The sequence below is a fragment of the Gemmatimonadota bacterium genome, from assembly GCA_016209965.1.
GTDB lineage: Bacteria > Gemmatimonadota > Gemmatimonadetes > Longimicrobiales > RSA9 > JACQVE01.
Genome location: JACQVE010000204.1, coordinates 1 through 16,251, shown reverse-complemented (window position 1 = coordinate 16,251; position 16,251 = coordinate 1). Strand labels below are relative to the sequence as shown.

At 69.6% G+C, this 16,251-nt stretch carries 14 protein-coding genes; 1 reads left to right on the top strand and 13 read right to left on the bottom strand.

Annotation, left to right across the window (positions count from 1 at the left end; translation table 11 throughout):
* Nucleotides 1-316: 316 nt before the first annotated feature.
* The 7 genes from HY703_08190 to HY703_08160 form a co-directional block, all read right to left on the bottom strand.
* Nucleotides 317-1,867, bottom strand: coding sequence for a LysM peptidoglycan-binding domain-containing protein (locus tag HY703_08190; GenBank protein MBI4545158.1), 1,551 nt, complete (start codon nt 1,865-1,867; stop codon nt 317-319).
* Between the two features lie 20 nt (nt 1,868-1,887).
* A complete protein-coding gene (locus HY703_08185; protein ID MBI4545157.1) occupies nt 1,888-2,529 on the bottom strand; it encodes a hypothetical protein in 642 nt (213 codons plus the stop codon).
* 150 nt (nt 2,530-2,679) lie between these two features.
* A complete protein-coding gene (locus HY703_08180) occupies nt 2,680-3,789 on the bottom strand; it encodes a hypothetical protein (protein ID MBI4545156.1) in 1,110 nt (369 codons plus the stop codon).
* An 86-nt stretch (nt 3,790-3,875) separates the two neighbouring features.
* A complete protein-coding gene (guaB, locus tag HY703_08175; GenBank protein MBI4545155.1) occupies nt 3,876-5,351 on the bottom strand; it encodes an IMP dehydrogenase in 1,476 nt (491 codons plus the stop codon).
* 250 nt (nt 5,352-5,601) lie between these two features.
* Entirely contained in the window at nt 5,602-6,003 is a 402-nt protein-coding gene (locus HY703_08170) for a DUF1232 domain-containing protein (protein ID MBI4545154.1), read from the bottom strand.
* Nucleotides 6,004-6,006: 3 nt separating this feature from the next.
* On the bottom strand, nt 6,007-6,447 hold the full coding sequence (locus HY703_08165; GenBank protein ID MBI4545153.1) for a DUF2281 domain-containing protein: 441 nt from the start codon (nt 6,445-6,447) through the stop codon (nt 6,007-6,009).
* 39 nt (nt 6,448-6,486) lie between these two features.
* On the bottom strand, nt 6,487-8,985 hold the full coding sequence (locus HY703_08160) for a TonB-dependent receptor (GenBank protein MBI4545152.1): 2,499 nt from the start codon (nt 8,983-8,985) through the stop codon (nt 6,487-6,489).
* 276 nt (nt 8,986-9,261) lie between these two features.
* On the opposite strand from HY703_08160, the gene HY703_08155 reads away from it, so the two are divergent.
* Nucleotides 9,262-10,092, top strand: a complete 831-nt coding sequence (locus HY703_08155) for an acyltransferase (GenBank protein ID MBI4545151.1) — start codon at nt 9,262-9,264, stop codon at nt 10,090-10,092.
* A 12-nt stretch (nt 10,093-10,104) separates the two neighbouring features.
* Here HY703_08155 and HY703_08150 read toward each other — a convergent pair whose 3' ends face one another.
* The 6 genes from HY703_08150 to HY703_08125 form a co-directional block, all read right to left on the bottom strand.
* Nucleotides 10,105-10,770: a TrkA family potassium uptake protein gene (locus HY703_08150; protein MBI4545150.1), complete on the bottom strand. Its 666-nt coding sequence runs from the start codon at nt 10,768-10,770 to the stop codon at nt 10,105-10,107.
* A gap of 73 nt (nt 10,771-10,843) precedes the next feature.
* Nucleotides 10,844-12,919 carry a DUF3488 domain-containing protein gene (locus tag HY703_08145; GenBank protein MBI4545149.1) on the bottom strand — a complete coding sequence of 692 codons (2,076 nt, stop codon included), beginning with the start codon at nt 12,917-12,919 and terminating at the stop codon, nt 10,844-10,846.
* Nucleotides 12,916-14,013: a DUF58 domain-containing protein gene (locus HY703_08140; GenBank protein ID MBI4545148.1), complete on the bottom strand. Its 1,098-nt coding sequence runs from the start codon at nt 14,011-14,013 to the stop codon at nt 12,916-12,918. Before HY703_08140 ends, HY703_08145 begins: the two co-directional genes overlap by 4 nt.
* An 11-nt stretch (nt 14,014-14,024) precedes the next feature.
* The gene (locus HY703_08135; protein ID MBI4545147.1) at nt 14,025-15,011 is read right to left on the bottom strand and encodes a MoxR family ATPase; all 987 of its coding nucleotides are present in this window, start codon (nt 15,009-15,011) and stop codon (nt 14,025-14,027) included.
* A gap of 510 nt (nt 15,012-15,521) precedes the next feature.
* On the bottom strand, nt 15,522-15,680 hold the full coding sequence (locus HY703_08130) for a hypothetical protein (protein MBI4545146.1): 159 nt from the start codon (nt 15,678-15,680) through the stop codon (nt 15,522-15,524).
* Between the two features lie 58 nt (nt 15,681-15,738).
* Nucleotides 15,739-16,134, bottom strand: a complete 396-nt coding sequence (locus HY703_08125; GenBank protein MBI4545145.1) for a hypothetical protein — start codon at nt 16,132-16,134, stop codon at nt 15,739-15,741.
* Nucleotides 16,135-16,251: the final 117 nt, after the last annotated feature.

The window sequence follows — 16,251 nt, the reverse complement described above, 5'->3', positions numbered from 1 at the left end:
CCTACAACCGCGGCCCCGCCACCGTGGACTCGATCCGGCGCTTCGGCGGCGACCCGGCCAACGGCTACGATCGCGCTGTGCTGGCCGGACAGGATTAGAAGGCGGCGGCAGCCCAAGCTCCGCCCGGCCGCCTGCACTGTTCTCCGGCCCCCAGTGGCCTACGACCTCACCCACCTGCCCCGCGTAACGCTGGGACTGCTCGTATTGCGGGTAGACTACCCTGACCCAATGCAGCGCACGCTCCCACCTCAGCCTGGCCATCCGGCGGGCAACGCAGGAGCCGCGCCAGCCGATCGCGGGACGCGCCAGGAATGTCTCAGCGCTCGAGGGGGACTTCGATGCGGTCGCCGGGGCGGAGCACAGCGTCCTCCCGTAGGCGGTTCCACTCCCGGAGGCGGTTGGCGGTCGTGCCGTACTGGCGCGCGATGCCCCAGAGCGTATCACCTGGCTGGACGTGATAGACGAGGATGCTGGTTTCGAGGCGGAGCAGGAGCTTTTGGCCGGGGAGGATTCTCCCGCCCGGGGGCAGGTCGTTCCAGCGGCGCAGGTCGGCCACGTTGATGTTGTACTTCCGGGCTATTCCCCAGAGGCTGTCACCGGCGCGTACTTCGTATACCGTGCTGCGGGAGCCACCAGCTTTTGCCGGTGGGGCTTCCATGGGAGTCGAGGGTTCGGGGGCGGCGGCCGTGCCGGCAGCGGAATCCCCGGTCCGGCGGCGGGAGATGGTCAGTCGGCGCCCCACGGTGATGCTGTGAGGGTCGCGGATACGATTGGCCTCCTGTATGGCGGCCACGGTAGTCCCGTAGCGCAGGGCGATCTGGGAGAGGGTCTCGCCTTTGCGCACTACGTGCTCCAGGGTGCGCAGGCGCTGCTCGGGCGGGACGCGGGCGAATGCGGCGGCAAAGCTCTCGGCCCGCCCAACCGGCACCCGCACCGGAACGGCGCGGCCTGGCGGCGTGATTCCCCGGGGAAATTGCGGGTTGAGGCGCTCGATTTCGGCCAGGGTAACGCCCGCGGCCTGGGCCACGACTTCAAGATCGGTGGCGTCAGGCACGGTCACCATCTCGAAGGCCTCGGGCGGCTGGGGCTGCACCTGCCCGAAGCCGAAGCGATCAGGGTACTTGGCCAGGATGAGGGCGCTGAGCAGGCGCGGCACGTAGTTGCGCGTTTCCTGAGGCAGGAACTGGTCGATCCTCCAGAACAGCGAGTCGTGCCCGCGCGTGCCTCCCGCCTGCTCACGCAGGATCCGCTCCACGCGGTTTTCCCCCGTGTTGTACGCCGCCGCAGCCAGATACCAGCTACCGAACTGCGCGTACAGCGCCTGCAAATAGTCTAATGCTGCTTCCGTCGACTTGATGGGATCACGCCGCTCGTCCAGGTACGACGTCACCTCGAGGCCATAGCGCCGCGCGGTCTCCGCCACGAACTGCCAGATCCCGACGGCGTGCGCCCGGGAGTAAGCTCGAGGCGAGAACCCACTCTCGATCAGCGCGAGGTAGAGCAGATCCTCCGGCATCCCCCGCGCCCGCAGCCGCTCGCGGATCAAGGTCTCGTACCGTCCTTTGCGGGAGAGATGGAGCGCGAAGCGATCACTGTGGCGCTGGAAATGGCTCATCCAGAAGTGGACCCGCTCGTTGACGTGGACCGGGAGATCGAAATCGCCAGGGTCGATCCCCAGGTCGCGCAGGCCGTTGTCCTCGACCACGGCATCGGCCTCGGCGGCGGCCGTGGCGGCTTCGGCCTCATCCGCGAGGAAGGCGAGTTCCTCGGTGTCGCTCCAAGGTTCGGGCGGTGGCGGCGAACGGCGTCCCGCCAGGGCGCAGGCGTTCGAGCCGACGGCGGCGAGCAGCCACAGGAGCTGAGTCATTCGTCGCGCGCCCATGCCCTTCAATCCGTGGTACGCAGGTAGTTGCCGAGAAGGCGGTTCAACGCGCTCAGCACCGCGAGCGCCGCGGCGCGGACCGGGTCGCCGGCCACCATCACGGTGCCCACCAGACGTTCAGGCGGCGCCGCGGAGTGGAACAGCGAGACGAGCACGAGGTCGCTATCGAAGGCCCGTATCTGCTTCACTCCCGTGAGGCGAACGGCCGGTTCGCCGCCCGCCACTTGCTGCACGGCCACCAGCGCCGCAGCCGCCGCGGCCCGCAGCTCCTGCAGCGGACCAGCCTCCCCCGTCGCCTCCCCGCCGAAGATCGTGCCGTTCCACTCCAGAGCAACGCGCATGCGGCAGCGCCGGCCTTCCTCCTCGAGGGTGCGCTTGACGCCGACGAATCTCACGCGCTGCCGGCGCGTGCGCACCGCGGCAGCGACAAGAAACTCGAGGTCGGCGGCGGCAGGATCTACGTCCAGGGAAAGCAGGATGCGGCTCACCTCGGCCTCGAGCGGGACCTTCTCGGCGTTCGGGTCACACAGCAGCCACACTCCGGCGGCGGCCGGATCCAGCAATACCCGGCGTACGCCGCTCAGTGAGCCGAGCCGCGCCCGCAGCTCCCCGTGCTCACCAGGTTCTAGTGCCGAAAGTGGTCGCACGGTTTCGCGGCGATCCGCTCCCTCTCGGTCAGGCGAAGTCGCAGGAAAGCGATGCGAAGATAGACCGAAGGCTGGAAACGTGTCAAGCGGGCGCGCAGCGCGTCCGCAGCAGCGCCCGCCAGCTCCGGTGCCGCAGGCAGTGTTCGGCCCTCAGAACTTGAGCAGTCCGCCCACACCGTGCAGGTCCGCGACGGTCGCGGGGCTCACGAAGCGCAGCGGCACGTCTTGCTCCTCGGCGATGCGGACCATGGCCTCGACCAGGTCCACGCCCTGGGCAGTCTCCCCGCCACAGTACGGGCAAGCAGAGGCCTGCCGGTCCAGATAGAAGCCGCAGCGGCAGCAGCGGGCGCCCAGGCGCTCGATGTCGCGGGCGATCACCAGGGTGTCGACTTTTGCCTCCTGCAACTGCTCCAGCGTGTCCTGGAAACCGGCCACGGCCAGGTGGCGGTTCCGTACGCGATCGCGCAGCAGGTCGATCGCCAGCGCCTCGTCGCGCTCGAGCTGCTCCCCAAAGTAAGGGGCCAGCCGCTCCAGCACCTCCGCAGCGGACGCGTCCACCGGCGCATGCGCGGTATGGCCCACCTTCTCGCGCACGGGTGCAGGCAGGAACTCCAGGAAGTTTTTCACGTTCTCGTCCGTGCCCGACAGGACCAGCGTGTCGGGGGCGTAGCGGCAGTCGAATTCGCTTACCTCGAGAGCGAATTCCTTGAAGAAATGACGTACTTCCTCCGCCTTCCGCTTCTGGAAGTCAATCGCCGAGTACCCGCCGCGCTGCACGTCGTGGGGCGTGGGGTAGGGCGAAGTGCGCACCTCGTGCTCGTGCACCGGCTCGCCCAGGTAAACACTGGTCATGCGGAGATGCTCCCGATCCACCAGAATCACGCCGTAGTGGTGGTAGCTCTCCAGGATCTGGGCGAGCGGCGTGATCACCGGACGGTCGGCCAGCACCGTGCGGTTCTGGACCGGTACCGGGAACTGCAGGCCCTCCAGCCACTCGCCGCCCACTTGCGTGTAGACCGCCACACCCTTGTTCGTCGCCTGGAACTCGTCCGCCAGCCAGCCTTCGATGCGCCCGAAGGCGGCACTCATCTCTTCCCGCCGGCTGCCCGAGCCCGCGTGCCGAGCCCGCTCCTGATGGAGGAATACGGAGTACGTCCGCTTGTTCTCCGAGTTCACCTGCATGTCCAGGAACACCGAGAGCACCGGCTCCTCGTTGGCGTCGCGCCGGATCAACCGCTGGATGTCTTCACTGGAGATCATGGCCGGTTGGGAGGCATGGGTCCGCTCGTGTTTCAGGTGCCGGGCAGCGGGGCAAGGAGTGTGCCCGGCAGTGGCAGTGCTGCAGCTCAGAGGTGGTAGTTGGGCGCCTCGCGCGTGATGGCGACGTCGTGGGGGTGCGACTCGCGCAGCCCGCCTCCCGTTATGCGCAGGAAGCGCGCGCGTGTACGCAGCGCCTCCGTGTCCTTGCAGCCGCAGTAGCCCAGGCCGCTGCGGATCCCGCCCACGAGTTGGAAGATGATATCCGCAGCCGGACCGGTGTAGGGCACGCGCCCCTCGATCCCCTCGGGCACGAACTTGCGCCCCGCGGCGGCCTCCTCCTGGAAGTAACGGTCAGCCGATCCTTGCTCCATGGCGGCGAGGGAGCCCATGCCGCGCACCGTCTTGTAACGGCGGCCCTCGAGCAGGAAGCTTTCCCCGGGACTTTCCTCGGTGCCGGCCAGGAGCGACCCCATCATGACCGCCTGGGCGCCTGCAGCCAGGGCTTTCACGATGTCGCCAGAGAAGCGGATCCCCCCGTCCGCAATGATCGGAACCCGTCCTTCCACACCACCCACCGCCTCCACGATGGCGGTGAGCTGCGGCACGCCCACCCCGGTGACGACGCGAGTGGTGCAGATACTGCCCGGGCCGATACCCACCTTGACCGCGTCAGCCCCCCGTTCCACGAGAGCGCGGGCGCCGGCCGCCGTGCCCACGTTGCCGGCAATGATCTGCGCGTCCGGGAACCGCTCCCGCGTCCGGGCCAGCGCCGTCAGCACACCCTCGGAATGCCCGTGCGCCGTATCGATCACCAGTACGTCACACCCCGCTGCCAGAAGCTCGGCCGCCCGATCCAGATCCTGTGGCGCCGTGCCCATCGCCGCCCCGGCCCGCAGCCGGCCGTGCCGGTCTTTGGATGCGTTCGGATGCTGCCGCCGCTTGAAGATGTCCTTGACCGTGATCAGCCCACGCAGCCGGTTCTCCGCGTCCACCACCGGAAGCTTCTCGATACGGTGGCGATGCAGGATCTGCTGCGCCTCCTCGAGCGACGTGCCCATGGGCGCCGTGATCAGCCCCTCGCGCGTCATGACCGCGCCTATCGGCCGGCTCAGGTCCGTCTCGAACTGCAGGTCCCGGTTGGTGATAATGCCGATCAGATGTCCCGCCTCGTCCACCACCGGCACGCCACTGATCGAGAACTCCTCCATCAGCCGCAGCGCGTCGGCGAGCGGGCGGTCGGGCGGCAGCGTGATGGGATTCAGAATCATGCCGCTCTCGGAGCGCTTGACCCGATCCACCTCCGCCGCCTGTCGCTCGATGGGCATGTTCTTGTGGATCACGCCCAGTCCGCCCTCCCGCGCCATGGCGATCGCCATGCGGGATTCGGTCACCGTATCCATGGCCGCGGAGACCAGCGGGATGCCCAACGTGATCGAGTTGGTGAGACGGGTGCTGACATCGGTATCGCGAGGGTGCACGTCGGAGTAGTCGGGGACCAGCAGCACGTCGTCGAACGTCAGCCCCTCGCCCAGCAATCTCGGGTGGCGCTCGGGATCGATCATCGGCTTGGCGGGCAGATGCAGAACACCCGCCGGCACGGAGCGCGTCTGAACGCGCTGCAGCCCGCGGGCGTCGCTTGCGTTGCGGCTGCGCAGGATCGTCCTCCCATGACCAAGGATACCGCGCGGCGACGCCGCCTGTCAAGCGTCCCCGGGAGGGCAGGGGGCAGGGGGGCATTTGTGTCAAGCCCGGGGACATCCTGACCCACCCTCTCTCGTTCGAACTCAGCCTCCAAGAGGCAGGCGAGCTGGCTCAGGGCCGGAGGCGGCCGCGAAGCAGCCGCCGCACGGGGCGGGGCAAGAGCGCCCCGATCTGGTCCAGCTCCTGGACGAGCAGGCGGAGGCTCCGCGGGGAGCCCTCCCAGTGGTCCAGAAGCACACGGCGTCCGGCGCCGGCGAGGAGGCGGTCGAGGGCGAGGCCGAGCAGATAGAGGTCGTCCACGAAGCCGAGGGGGAAGAGGATGTCGGGAAGCAGGTCCGCAGGTGTGAGGATGTAGGCAATGACGGCGGCGACCAGGGCCTTATCCCAGGGGGACACGCGGCGGTCGCGGAACAGCCGGTATAGCAGCTTGAGGAACGCCGGGAGCTGCCGGAGCAGGGGGATAACGACGCCGCGCGCGCTGCGATGCCCCCATCGCCTGAAGCGCGCCGCCATCCGCTAGCCGGCCCCGCTCACGGCCCGGTCTTCGCCTCCGTCTCCTGCCGGCGCCGGACCCGCATCGGGCGGAGCCGCCTGCTGGACGGGAGTACTCGCGGCGGGTTCGCGGGCCGGCGCCCGAGTCGCCGAGGGCGCGCCCTGCCCGGCACCGGCGCCCCCAGGGGAGAGCAAATGTCGCCCCACCTCCGCGACACCTTCCAGCATGTGGCCGGTTGCGCCCAGCAGCTTCATGGCCCCGCTCATCGCCCGCGGCAGCAGCGCGCGAGCGCGCAGGCGATCCTCGAAACGCTCGGCAAAGCGCTGGAACCCGGTGGGCTCAGGGGCGCGATCGGGCGCGTACCTGGACTGCAGGAACTCGATGTAGTCCAGCACCTGGTAGAGCTGCTCGTCGGGCAGCGCCTCCAGCTTGCGCCACAGCCGCTTCCTGGTGACATCCTGCATGGGGCCTCCGCAACATGACTCGGCTTGCCGCCGCCGCCTTCAGCGGTTGAGCCGCACGCCGGCCACGATGGTACGGGGCAGCCCGGGACGCGCGCCTGCCGGCCGGCGCGCCGCCACGTAGGTGGCGTCCGTCAGGTTCTGCACGGCCGCGTACACGGTCCCCCACGGTACTACCCTGTAGTCGCCGCTCAGGTTGACCACCAGGTCCGCGTCCGTCCCCTGCCCCGGTGGAATCGGACCCCGCCCGGCGACGGTGCGCGCGCGGCTGGTGTAGCTTCCCTCGAGGCGAACCGCCCAGGGCAGGTACTCGAGGGCCAGGCTCGCCTGGAGCTGATGCGCCGGCAGGTAGGGGAGCAGATCGCCGGCGCGAACCATGCCCCAGGGCTCGAACTCGCTCTGGAACGACGTCCTGAACTCCGCCCGGGTGTACGAATAGGCCAGCCGGAGGGGGAGCTCGAGTCCGGCACCGCCGCCGCGCGCCAGGTCGTACGCGGCCGACAGCTCGAAGCCGTGTATGTCGACGGCGCCGCCGTTGAAGAGGTCGCCCGTCCCGCTCTCGCCCACAGACAGGGTCGCCTTCCCCAGGATGTTGCTGTAGTCACTGACAAATCCGATGGCCTCCAGGTGAAGCCCAGGCCGCCGCAGCCGCATGCCCAGCTCGTAGTTGATGCTCTCCTCCGGCCGGGTGGCCTCATCGGCCCCGGGGCCGGGGGGCGCGAACCCCTTGTGCACGCCGGCGAAGAGCGTGACCGGCGCCAGGGGGGCGTAGCTGACGCCCAGGCCAGGGATAAGCACCTGGGAAGCGTTCCGCCGCACCGCCGGGCGGGTGCGGCCCGGGTCGTCCCTGGCGTAATCGGTCCGGGAGAACTCGATACTCTCGTAGCGCAGGCCGGGCGTGATCCCCCAGTGGCCGAAGGTGATCTGGTCCTGCAGGAAGAAAGCCCAGGCGTTCGCTTCGCTCACGCCGTTGCTCTGGCTTCCCGGCGCGCCCGCCCGAGTGAGGAGCATGCGGCCGCTACTCATCTGGAAGGCGTCCTCATGCTGGAAGCGGTCCTCCGAGTCCTGGTGGTAGCGTACGCCCGTCTCGAGGTCGTGGATGGCGCCCTCGCTAGCCAGGCGCAGCCCCATCACGGTCTGGACTCCCCGGGCATAGTACTCCCGATTGTTCGCCCGCACCACGAGCGCACCCGGCCGACTGTCGGCCCCCCGCAGGATCGCCAGCTCGGCGGGGTAGCGGTCCGGGCTCTCCAGGACAGCGGCCATGCCCCGGCCGGCCACATTCTGCAGCTTGTACCAGTTCCGCTGGAAATCGTTGCGGTAGAGGGTGGCCGTCACGTCGAACGCGCCGGGCCGGCGCAGGAAATAACGGAGCTGCACCTGCCGGTGCTCAGCCTCCATCAGGTCACGCTGCGAGGCGGCGTAGCGGCGGTAAGGGGAAACGCGGAAGTCAGCCTCCGTCAGACCCAGATACGTCTCGTTGGAAACATGGTCGGTCCAACCCGCCTTGAGCTCCAGCTCCTGATAGACCGGCCGCAGGGTATCCGTGTTCACTCGCAACTTGGCCACATAATCCTGCACGTCGAAACCGGTGTCCCCGCCGCCATCCAGATGCTTGAAGCCGTTCGTCCGGAGGTTGTAGGACTCGAAAAGCCACCCCATGTTCCGGTACGAATCGCCCACCTTCAACCGAACCTTGCGCGTCGCGTCTTCTCCACCGGCCGCCTCCGCCGAGGCCTTCAGATCATACGGGATAGAGGTCGAAACCAGGTTCAGCGCCCCCCCAATCGTGGTGGGGCCGTACTTGATCTGACTCGAACCCTTGCGCACCTCGACCGCTTCCATGCGTCCCACTACAGGAAAGTAGTACGCGGCCGGCGCCGCATACGGCGCCGGGGCAATCAGCACTCCATCCTCCATTACCGCGATCTTGGAGCTCCGGTCCGAACCCGTGCCCCGCATCCCGATGTTGGGCCGAAGACCGTACCCGTCCTCCTCCTGAAGCAACACCCCGGGCACGCGCCGGAGCACGGCGTGCACGTCATCGTAGGCCAGCCTGTACCCCTCCAACTCTTCAGGACCCAGGTAATGCGCCGAACCCGGGATGCGGTCGATCCGCCGGGGATCACCGAGAAGCCGCGTGCGACCCAGCAGCACCGTGATCCGGGGGATCTGGATAGGAGCCAGCGCCAGGGCAACCTCCACTACCCCCCCGGAACCGCTCCCCAGCGTCAGCGGGCCACTCCACGCCCCAAAGCCCAGAGCCGACACCTTGAGCGTGTAGGCCCCCGCGGGGAGGCCCGACAGCACAAAGGCTCCCTCCCCATCAGTGGACGTGGAGGCCCCCAGCTCCACCACCTCTACCACGGCGGCCACTACCGGCTCGCCGCTGCCCTCTACCTGGACCACACCCCGCACGGAATGCCCCTGCGCCCCCAACTCCGCCGGCCAGAGAAGAAGGAGAAACGAGCACACCAGCCCGGCTACATCGGCCACGCCGCGGCACCGCCGCGGGCACAACACACCCGCCGTCGTTTGCATGAGTCTTCGCCTCCCCGCTGAAAGGGCCATGGTCTTCAAAGGAGGTTGATCCCCGACACCGCGCCCGCCATTCTTCCTAGCTGGCAGCGGGCGTAGCTAGTTGAGATTGATTCTCAATCGCATGGCTATATACGCGAGCGCCCCGCCGCTGTCAAGGGCGGGGCGCAGGCTCTGGGAGGGCGCGTTCCGTGGCGCGTTGACACTGAGAAGGTCATTGGTCTAGCTTGCGGCCTCCCGCAGATGGCCCGGTGGGGGCCGCGGCGCCGGAAGGAGGGGGTGCGCATGGCGTTTTTGCCCTTGAGGCGAGTGGCGGTGGCGGAGTGGGCGGAGCGGGAGTACGATGGCTGGCTGGGCGGCCTGGCGGAGGAGCTGAGCGATCCGGCGTGCGACCGCAACGAGTTGTGCCGGCGTGTGCTGACGGAGATCTATTATCCGCAGGTTCGGGAGGCGGATGTGGCGGGGCTGCCGGAAGCGACGCGCCTGGCGTTGCTGCAGATGGATCCGCGCTGCATCACGCTGGAGCCGGAGTACTACGCCGAGGTAGACGGCGCGCGCTATTACCGGGTGAAGCCGCTGCTGTGGCTGTGGGAGATGTTCGACAAGAGCGTGCTGGGCGAGAACGTGCATCTGGGGGTGAAGTTCCGGCGCCTGCTGGCGCAGCACGTTTTCAAGCGCTGCGGGCGCAACTTCAAGTGCTTCCACTTCGTGAAGTTCTCCTTTGGCTACAACATGGAGGTGGGCGACGACGTGGTCGTGCACCGGCATGTGCTGCTGGATGACCGGGGCGGCATTGTGTTGGGCAACCGCGTGTCGATCGCGGACTACGCCAACGTTTACAGCCACACGCATGCCCTGGCGGACCAGCGCGAGGTGGAGAATCCGGTGACCGTGCTGGGCGACGGCGTGCGCGTGACGTACCATGCTACCGTGCTGGGTGGCGTCCACATGGAGGGCGACTCGATGCTGGGCGCGCTGGCGGTGGCGACGCGGGGTGTGGCGGCCGGTGAGGTGGCGCTGGGGATACCGGCGCAGGCGAAGCTGCGGAAGCCGCCGCCGGAAGAGCGGCCGAAGCATCCGGTCACCAGGGACCCACTGGCCGACGTCTGAGCGGCGGCCGACCTAACCGGGCGTGAGCCGGCTGAGCCGGCCGAGCGCCTCGTCGCTTCCCACGATAAGCAAGGTATCCGAGTCCTTGAGCACGTAGTCCGCGGGCGGGACGACGTGCAGCGCGTCGGTGAGCACGTCGTGGATGGCGACGATGGCGATCCCGTACTTCTGCGGCAGCTTCAGATCCAGCAGCGTTTCCCCGATGAAGGCGTCGGGCGTAGGCATTTCCTGCATGCTGTGCCCGGGCGCGATGGGCATGTAATTGAGCAGCCGCATGGAGAGCCTGGTCCCCAGGCGGAAGGCTGTTTCACGTTCGGGGCGAATGACCTCGGTGACGCCGAGCCGGTCGAGGATCTTGGCGTGTTCGGCGGAAATGGCCTTGGCGTAGATCTCGCGCACTCCCACGTCCCCCAGCGCCATGACGGCCAGGACACTGCTGGCGATGTCCGTGCCCACGCTCACCACGCCCGCATCGGCGCCGGCGGCGCCCAGCCGCTCGAGGGCTGCCGGTTCCGTGGCGTCCGCCACGGCGGCGCGGCTGGCGTAGCGGCGTACGGCCTCGACGCGTGCCTCGGAGACGTCCACGGCGATGACGTCGTGGCCACGGGCGCGCAGCATTTCCACGAGGCCCGAGCCGAAGTTGCCCAGCCCTACGATCACGAAGCGCCGGATGGCCATGGGCGGAAGATGCCCGCGCCGCGCGGCGCTGGCAAGGAATCGGCGCGCAGCAGCAGGGGCCCGCTGAGCAATCCTAAGAGCGCGGGCGCGGGCGGGACTGCTGGCGGGGTCTCCGGGCGGCGCGCAGCGCGGCGCGCGCGGCGCCGCGCTCGAGGGCCATGTGCCGGAGCACGGCCGGTTCCGGGGCGGCGCCGCCGAAGCGGATGCGCAGGTAGGCGGCCACGACCTTTTCGGCGTGGCGCAGCCCGGGGGCAGCTCGGCGGCGCAGGTCATCCAGAAAGATGAGGGGCGGAGCGTCGCGGGCATCCTGGAAGCCGGCTCGCTCGAACTCTCGCCGCAGCGCGAGGTAGATGCGCGCGGCCTGAGGCGGGCGCCGTCGCCCGCGGCCGTAGGCGATGGCGCCGAGCAGCACTGCGGCAGTCAAGGCCAGGAGCAGAGGAGACGGCCGGGAGGCCGGCCCCGCGGGCCGCTGCTCCTCTGCAGGCGAGCCAGGCTCGGCCTGGCGCGAGAAGGCGCCGGCAGTGCGGCGGACCAAGGAGAGCTGTTTGCTGAGGTCGTAGTCAAGCACCCACTTGGCCCAGCGGTGCTGGAGCGCATCCACCCACAGCCAGCCGGCCCAGATGCCGCCGGCGCGCCCATCCCGGCCGCCAGCCGCGTTGGCCGCGCGGCCTGCGGGCGGCGTGGCGTCGAAGGGGACCCAGCCAATGCGCGTGAACCAGACTTCCACCCAGGAGTGCGCGTTGTTCTGAGTCACGGCCAGGTAGCTGCCGAACTCGTTCCAGTCGCCACCCACGAACCCGTTCACGTTGCGCGCGGGAATGCCCAGGGTGCGCAGCAGCACGACCAGCGCCGTGGAGAAATACTCGCAATGGCCGGCCCTCCGGCGGAAGAGGAACGACTCCAGCGTCGCTTCCCCCGCACTCGCCGGCAGTTCACGGGTGTAGCGGAACTCGCGTCGCAGCCAGTCTTCTAGGGCGCGCACCTGGTCGTAGCGGGTCGGGGCCCCGGCCACCAGCGAATCGGCCAGGCGCCGGACGCGTGGGGAAACGGGCGGGAGCTGCAGGTAGAAGTCGCGCGCCGGGGCGAAGCCGGCTGGTGCGGACCTCAGGCTATGCTCGCCCGGGTAGCCGTCGATGGACAGCGTCGAATACACGGGCGTATCGCCGCCCGCGTAGCTCAGGTCCCCAGCCTGGTCCATGTAGGGCATGATGGCGGAGCGCGGGATGACGCTGATCACGGGGTGCATCCCGAAGAGGACACGGGCGCCCGGCGCCGCGCCGTAGATGTCCTGTCGGCGAATGGCGCCTTCCCAGCGCTCGGTATACCAGCGGGATGGCACCGCCGCCGACGCCAGCGCGGGCGAGCGAGACCACTCGACGCCGTCGAAGTGGTCATACGACCGGCCTCGCCAGTAGAGGGGTTCCACGTCGGCGGGGCGGCCTGTGGGGAACTCGACGCGCAGCACCACCTCGGGGTTCGCGTAGATGCGTGAGCCGTGGCGGCCGATCGAAACCTGCTCGGCAAAGCCGGCGAGGACCAGCTCGGGCGCACCGCGGCCGACCCAGCCGCGGGGCACACGGGGGAAGGAGACGAACACGAAGGCGCTGATGGCCAGAGTTACGGCCGAGAGTCCCGCAGTCGCCCAGAGGAAGCGACGGCCGACCCGCACGCTGCGCAGCCGGTAGTGCTGAGCCTGGCGCGCGAGGAAGCCTACCACCAGGGCGAGAGTGGCCAGGACCACGTAGGCGACGTAGCTGATGCCGAACAGCACGCCCGGGGCGAACGCGGTGGCTGCCGCCAGCAGCACGAAGGAGAGGACATAGAGGCGGGCGTCGTTGCCCGCATCGAGAGGCTTGAGTGCCTCGACGCAGAGGAGGAGGAGCAGCAGGTCGATGAGCGGGGTCATGAGGTCTTCCGAGACCACCAGCATGTGGTAGAGGACGCGGGCGCCGAGCAGGGCGCCGGCGGTGAGGCTGGCGGCTTCGGCCCTGCGGGCCAGCTCCGGGGCGGGCTGCCAGAAGAGCGCGAGGGCGAGGGCGGCGGCGGCGAGCAGGGAGGGCGGCTCGAAGCCCAGGCCGCTGATATAGGCGGCGAGAGCGCACCCTCCCATGAGCACGGCCAGGCGGCGGTGCAGGCGGCGGATCGTCATGCCGCCTCCCGGGCGGCGGAGAATACATCGCCGAAGCCAGCGGCCGGCACGGCTCGAGCCGTGACCAGGACGCAGGTCTCGAGGCCGGCGGGGGGGTTGAGGGCGCGGGCGTCGGTGCGGAAGCGCGCGCGTGCCAGGGCGTCGAGCACCCGCTCGAGCTGCGGCAGGCCAGTCCCGACATCGATGACGCCGTCGGCGGTCGCCAGCCCGAAGCGCTCGCCGCGCCGCGCCGCGCGGGCGGCGAGCGCCGCGGCGATCTCGACAGCGGCTTCAGCGCGCTCTCCCTGCGGAGCCCGGAGGTCCAGACAGAGCCACAGGGTGTGCGCCTGGTCGCGCTCGTATTCGCGCACGATCAGCTCTCCCAAGCGGGCGCTGGAGCGCCAGTGGACGTCGCGCGGTTCGTCGCCGGGCCGGTACTCCTTCAGCCCTCGGTACTCACTGCGCCCGCCAGCCGCGCCCGCCGGCAGAGGCCCGGAGCGCACGGCCCGCTGGCCGCCAGGCCGCGCCTCGCGTACCTCGCGGTCCGTCCGCGGCCACACCACGATCGCGCCCGGGAGGACCATATCGCGGGACTTGACGAACAGGCCGAAGGGGAACGAGGTGGCGATTTCGAGGCGCCCCAGCGTGTAGACGCCGCGCCGTGCGAAGGTGACGTCGGCGCGAGCGAGCGCAGCGCCGCGCGGCGCGATTTCCGGGACGTAGGCGCGGCCGCCAAGGCCGCGCTCGAGGAGCTCGAGGGCGAAGCTGGGCATGAGCCGCTTGGTGTTCCGCACCTCGTACGCCAGGTGCGCCGGCCGCCCGGCCGTCACGCCGCGCGGTAGCGTCCGCCGCAGCTCGAGCCCGCGCAGCGCCTGCTCGGACATCCAGCCGCTCAGCGCAATCGCTCCCAGCATCGCGCCGAGTAGCAGGTAGAGCAGGTTGTTGCCCGTGTTGATGGCGGCAAAGCCCAGGGTGAAGGCGCCGGCCGTGAAGGCGGCGCCAGCGCGGGTAAAGCGCAGGCGGCGGGGCGGCCTCAGCCAGGCGAGCAGGTCACGCAGCCGGGCGAGTGCGGCGCGCAAGGTGGGGCGCGGCGGCGGAGGCGCCGGGTCCGGCATTCCAGCTCGCCTCAGACCGGCACCGGGACGGCGTCCGCCAGCTCTTCGAGAATCAGCCCCGCCTCTTCGTGGGCCTCCGCTGTCGCGCCCGCCGCGCCGGTGGGGAGCAGCCGGTGAGCCAGACAGGGGGTGACCAGGCGGCGCACATCGTCGGGCACCAGGTAGCTGCGGCCCTCCAGGAGCGCGTAGGCACGGGCCGCGCGGAACAGGGCGATGGCTGCGCGCGGGCTCACCCCCATCTGCAGACGGGGGTCGCTCCGCGTGGCACGCACGATGCGCATCACGTAATCCACCAGCGACGGATCCGAGCGTACTTCCTCGACCTTTTCCTGAAGCCCGATCACATCGTCCCGATCCAGTATCGGCCGGAGCGCCTCGACCGGGTCCCCCGTGCCCCGCGACTCGACCTGGATCTGCCGCTCCGCGGCCTCGTCCGGGTAGCCGATGCTGAGACGCATGAGGAAGCGATCGAGCTGGCTCTCCGGCAGCGGATACGTGCCGTGGTGCTCGAGCGGGTTCTGCGTGGCCATCACCAGGAAGGGACGGGGTAGCTCGTAGGTGCGGTCTCCAATCGTGACCCGCCCCTCCTGCATCGCTTCCAGCAAGCCGCTCTGCGTGCGCGGCGGCGCCCGATTGATCTCGTCGGCGAGAATGATGTTGCCGAAGATGGGTCCTGGCCGCGTCTCGAACTCGCGCGTGTGCGGATTGTAAATGGCCACGCCCAGCGCGTCCGAGGGGAGCAGGTCACTGGTGAACTGGATGCGCCGGAACGTCAGCCCGAGCCCGGCAGCGAGCGTGCGCGCCAGGGTCGTCTTGCCCACGCCGGGCACATCCTCGAACAACAGGTGCCCGCGTGCGAGCAGCGCCGCGACCGCCAGGCGGACCACCTCGCGCTTGCCATGGAAGACGAGCTCGACCGCGTCCACCAGCTTCTCCAGCAGCCGCAGGTCAACGGCGTCCTGCACCCCGGCGGCCGGATCCGCGCCGCGCAGGGGAATGTGGGGGCTCGAAGTGGACAGGTTAGCTCTCCTTCAGAACGCCCCGTTCAGTACCTTATCCACCCGCCCCAGGATCCAGAAGCAGCCGTCCCTTGCCATACCCGACCTCCACCGCCACACCTCGCTGGTGTGGAACCCCGACATGGAGGAGGCTGAAGACCGTCTTCCGGCCATGATTCTAATCGACAACTATTTCGCAGTCTACCGGAACCGCCGCCGGGCCCTCATCAGCGGCGACGCGCCCCAGCGTGCGGGGGCGGGCGGCGACCGGCCCATGCACGCCCGCGAGTGGCGGGCCTACCAGAACCTTATGAACGAGGAACCCGCCTGGGAGCGCGCCGAGCGGTATCGGCGGGTGATGCAGGACAACGGCTACCGCAGCATACGGGCGCTCGCCCGGGCTACGGGGGAGGACCACTCCCGGCTCGCCCGGGTCCTCAAGGTCCTCGAGCTGCCCGAGCGCGTCCTGGCCGCGCTACGGGAGCATTCGGGCAACGCCCGGCTCCGGTCCTACTTCACCGAGAAGCGGCTCCGGCAGTCGGGCAGGTCCTCGTCGAGTCCGGCGACGCCGCCAACCAGGCCGAGATTGCCCGGCGGGAAGGGATCACCCGGGCTCGGGTCACACAGGTCATGGGGATGCTCCGGTTGGCGCCCGAGATCCAGGAGCACATCCTGTCCATGCCGGATGTGGTCCGTCGGCCGGCCATCACGGAGCGCGCTGTCCGGCCTATTGCCCAGCTTTCACGGGAAAGGGATCAGCTCCGTGCGTTCGAACGGCTCCTGATGTGCCCAGGAGACCACGCCGGGGCCAGGTCCACCGGTCGGCACCGGCCATCGCATAGAGCGTAGCGCCGACGAGCAGCGGAATCTCCCGCTTCACGGCGTCGAGACCCGGGAAGAACCACTGGCTGAAGAGGTTCACCGGCACGACGTAAAGCAGCCACAGGGCTACCAACACCGCCGCCCACCGCGGTGCGAGCCCAGCGGCGAGAAGCACGCCCAGTCCGAGAACCATCCACCTCGGCAGGGTGCTGTTGAGGTGGTTATCGAGGACGCCGCCGGCGAACAGGGCCGATGCGACCAGGGTGTAGGCCAGACTCAGGCGCAGCACGGTGAGGATCACGTCACGCCGGGCTGCGAACCGCGACGCGCCGCGGCGCAGCCACCCATCCGCGCTCCAGGTCCCCGCCCCTGCCAGCGCGACGGAAACGCAAAGGCCTGCCAGGGCGAGGTCCCGGCT

What these genes read in the sequence shown, in the direction of transcription:
- HY703_08190 (MBI4545158.1), bottom strand. Translation starts at nt 1,867, where the DNA reads ATGACTCAGCTCCTGTGGCTGCTCGCCGCCGTCGGCTCGAACGCCTGC.
- HY703_08180 (MBI4545156.1), bottom strand. Translation starts at nt 3,789, where the DNA reads ATGATCTCCAGTGAAGACATCCAGCGGTTGATCCGGCGCGACGCCAAC.
- guaB (MBI4545155.1), bottom strand. Translation starts at nt 5,351, where the DNA reads ATGATCGATCCCGAGCGCCACCCGAGATTGCTGGGCGAGGGGCTGACG.
- HY703_08170 (MBI4545154.1), bottom strand. Translation starts at nt 6,003, where the DNA reads ATGGCGGCGCGCTTCAGGCGATGGGGGCATCGCAGCGCGCGCGGCGTC.
- HY703_08165 (MBI4545153.1), bottom strand. Translation starts at nt 6,447, where the DNA reads ATGCAGGATGTCACCAGGAAGCGGCTGTGGCGCAAGCTGGAGGCGCTG.
- HY703_08160 (MBI4545152.1), bottom strand. Translation starts at nt 8,985, where the DNA reads ATGCAAACGACGGCGGGTGTGTTGTGCCCGCGGCGGTGCCGCGGCGTG.
- HY703_08150 (MBI4545150.1), bottom strand. Translation starts at nt 10,770, where the DNA reads ATGGCCATCCGGCGCTTCGTGATCGTAGGGCTGGGCAACTTCGGCTCG.
- HY703_08145 (MBI4545149.1), bottom strand. Translation starts at nt 12,919, where the DNA reads ATGACGATCCGCCGCCTGCACCGCCGCCTGGCCGTGCTCATGGGAGGG.
- HY703_08140 (MBI4545148.1), bottom strand. Translation starts at nt 14,013, where the DNA reads ATGCCGGACCCGGCGCCTCCGCCGCCGCGCCCCACCTTGCGCGCCGCA.